This is a genomic window from Acinetobacter sp. CFCC 11171, assembly GCF_003268405.1.
Classification (GTDB): Bacteria; Pseudomonadota; Gammaproteobacteria; order Pseudomonadales; family Moraxellaceae; genus Acinetobacter; species Acinetobacter amyesii.
On the sequence record NZ_LQXP01000102.1, the window covers coordinates 1 to 947 of the forward strand.

General features: G+C 45.3%; 1 protein-coding gene. It reads right to left on the bottom strand.

The annotated features are described in order from the left end of the window. On the bottom strand, window positions 1–947 hold a 947-nt coding region (gene tuf / locus AVJ20_RS18035), incomplete at both ends, for an elongation factor Tu (protein ID WP_111886148.1).

Genomic DNA, 947 nt, shown 5'->3' on the forward strand with positions numbered 1-947 from the left:
CCACCTTCACGGATCGCAAAGCGTAAGCCAGCGTCCATTGCGATTGGGTGGATTAATTCTACTGACATTTCTACGTTGTCACCAGGCATAACCATTTCAACGCCTTCTTTAAGCGAGATCGCACCAGTTACGTCAGTTGTACGGAAGTAGAACTGTGGACGGTAACCGTTAAGGAATGGAGTATGACGGCCACCTTCGTCTTTAGAAAGTACGTATACTTCTGCGTCGAATTTAGTATGCGGTTTGATTGTACCTGGTTTAGCAAGTACTTGACCACGTTGAACGTCTTCACGTTTAGTACCACGTAGAAGAACACCACAGTTCTCGCCCGCACGACCTTCGTCAAGAAGTTTACGGAACATTTCTACGCCAGTTACAGTTGTTTTAACTGTATCTTTAATACCAACGATTTCAACTTCTTCGCCTACTTTCACGATACCAGTTTCAACACGGCCAGTTACTACTGTACCACGACCTGAAATTGAGAATACATCTTCGATTGGCATAAGGAATGCTTGGTCGATAGCACGTTCTGGTTCTGGGATGTAAGAGTCAAGAGCTTCAACAAGAGCAACTACAGCATCTTCGCCGTATTGACCAGCTTCACCATTAAGCGCTGCAAGAGCAGAACCACGGATTACTGGAGTGTCGTCGCCTGGGAAGTCATAAGTAGAAAGAAGTTCACGAACTTCCATTTCTACTAATTCAATTAATTCTTCGTCGTCCACGATATCGCATTTGTTTAGGAATACAACGATATAAGGCACACCTACCTGACGAGAAAGGAGGATGTGTTCACGAGTTTGTGGCATTGGACCATCAGTCGCCGAACAAACAAGGATCGCACCATCCATTTGCGCAGCACCAGTAATCATGTTTTTAACATAATCGGCGTGACCTGGGCAGTCTACGTGAGCGTAGTGACGGATTGGAGAATCGTATTCTAC